This is a genomic window from Nocardioides sp., from assembly GCF_034670285.1.
Classification (GTDB): Bacteria; Actinomycetota; Actinomycetes; order Propionibacteriales; family Nocardioidaceae; genus Nocardioides.
On record NZ_JAXMNS010000534.1, the window covers coordinates 1 to 1,986 of the forward strand.

3 protein-coding genes and 1 pseudogene are annotated in these 1,986 nt (G+C 69.6%); 1 reads left to right on the top strand and 3 read right to left on the bottom strand.

What is annotated here, in order from left to right; all coding sequences use genetic code 11:
* Nucleotides 1–375, bottom strand: a pseudogene (locus tag VOI19_RS18685) (ferredoxin reductase); the annotation flags it as partial.
* 150 nt (nucleotides 376–525) lie between these two features.
* On the opposite strand from VOI19_RS18685, the gene msrB reads away from it, so the two are divergent.
* Nucleotides 526–945, top strand: a complete 420-nt coding sequence (gene msrB, locus VOI19_RS18690) for a peptide-methionine (R)-S-oxide reductase MsrB (RefSeq protein ID WP_323794445.1) — start codon at nucleotides 526–528, stop codon at nucleotides 943–945.
* A 19-nt stretch (nucleotides 946–964) separates the two neighbouring features.
* Here msrB and VOI19_RS18695 read toward each other — a convergent pair whose 3' ends face one another.
* Together VOI19_RS18695 and VOI19_RS18700 are read right to left on the bottom strand one after the other, a co-directional pair.
* A complete protein-coding gene (locus tag VOI19_RS18695; protein WP_323794446.1) occupies nucleotides 965–1,432 on the bottom strand; it encodes an acyl-CoA thioesterase in 468 nt (155 codons plus the stop codon).
* 117 nt (nucleotides 1,433–1,549) lie between these two features.
* Nucleotides 1,550–1,986, bottom strand: a 437-nt coding sequence (locus VOI19_RS18700; protein ID WP_323794447.1) for an HNH endonuclease signature motif containing protein, incomplete at its 5' end; no start/stop codon positions are given.

The following is a 1,986-nucleotide window of genomic DNA, read 5'->3' on the forward strand; positions in this document are numbered from 1 at the left end:
CAGGAAGCCCTCGGGCATCGCGCGCACGGTGATTGCCAGGGTGCGCCCGGTCTTCACCGGCGGCGAGCTCACCGAGTAGGAGCGCCAGTGGTACTTGCCGCCGACCTGGACGCCGATGCCGACGTAGTGCCCGGGGCGGTGGTCGTAGTGCCAGCCCCAACCGGGGCGGATGACCAGGGTGGCGGCGTCGTCGGTCTCGCGGACCACCTTCTCGACGCGTCCGCGCAGCTCCCGAGAGCTCCACAACGGGTTGAGCAGCGTCAGGTAGTCGTCGGGCAGCAGCGGCGTGGTGAGGTTGTCAGCCGCCTTGCGGATGCGCTCCCAGGACAGTCGCGAACGCTCGCCGGACCCGGTCGGCGTGGTGACGTCAGTCATGGGATGAGTGAACAGTCGTTTACTGATGGTCGTCAAGGCCCTAACGGGTGAGTCACGTCATGCGGGTCGCCCTGGCAGGCTGGGGCCATGGCTCTCTTCCGACGGCGTCACACCCCTTCGCGTCAGGCCGCCACCCGTAGGGTCGAGGGCATGGCGTACGACGTGGACAAGACCGACGAGCAGTGGCGGGCCGAGCTCTCCCCCGAGGAGTACCAGGTGCTGCGCAAGGCCGGCACCGAACGAGCCTTCGTGGGCAAGCTGACCGACACCGAGACCAAGGGCGTCTACAAGTGCAAGGCCTGCCAGGCCACGCTCTTCGAGTCAGACACCAAGTTCCACTCCGGGTGCGGCTGGCCGTCGTTCTACCAGCCGGTGACCGACACGATCGAGTACATCGACGACTCCTCGATGGGCATGAAGCGCACCGAGGTGCGCTGCGCCGGCTGCGGCTCGCACCTCGGCCACGTCTTCCCCGACGGCTACGGCACCCCCACCGGTGACCGCTACTGCATCAACTCGGTCAGCCTCACCCTCGAGCCCGCCGACGGCTCCGGGCCCGTCGACGGCTGACACGGCCCCGGTCGGGGCGTCAGCGACGCTCGCGCAGTGCCACCGGCGGCGCGAGGTAGCGCTCGAGGTCGGCGCGGACGTCGTCCGTCACCGGCCACGACGCGGCTCCGGCCTGCTCCCACAGCACCAGCGTCGACTCCGCCACCAGGGCCGGCGGGTGGTCGGGAGCCACGCGCATCTCGGTGCACACGCTGAACGACGAGCGTCCGACGTGCGAGATCCACAGCCGCAGCAGGAAGGGCCTGAACGGGGTGAAGCGCATCTCGGCGTGGTAGTCGACGCGCTGCGCGCCCATCAGCTCCGAAACCCCGGCGGGCACGGCCGCCAGGAGGCCGGCTGAGTCGTCGGTCGTCAGCGGGGCGTAGCGGAGGAACATGATCCGCGCCTCGTCGATGATCCGCACGGCCTCGACGTTGTCGACGTGACCCCCGAGGTTGATGTCGCGCAGTCGCGCCTGGATCTCGCAGTCGAACACCTCACCGGCCATGGGGCGATCCTGCCAGCGCCGGGCTCCGCCTGGTACTCGGTCGTCACAGTGACGTCTCCTCGAAGGGTCGGATGACGAGCCTTCGAGCCACCACCGTTCGGCCCCAACAAAGATCGTCTAGGTCCTCATCGGGTAGGTCTGGCCGGTCGCGTGGGTCTGGTGGTGGTGGAAGGGGCAGAGCAGGACCGCGTCGCGGGTGTTCGTTTCGCCACCGCGGGCCCAGGCGGTGGTGTGGTGGACGTGGCAGAACGGCCCGGCGGTTTCGCAGGCCGGGTGTTGGCACTGCTTCTGCTCGATGATGAGCGCGAGGCGTTGGGCGGCGTTGTGGAACCGGTGGGCGCGGCCGAGGTCGAGGACATGACCACCCCTGTCCAGCACCGCCGGCAGGACCTTCGCCTCGCACGCCAGGCGGATCAGTTGTCCGGGTGAGACCCCGATCCCGCCCTCGGTGCGGCCCGCCTTCTGCCCGTCGCCGGTGAAGGTGTCGGCGGGTGCGGTGACGACCACGGTGGCGGCCAGGCCACCCATCGTGGGGAGCTGGTCGAGGGGGTAGC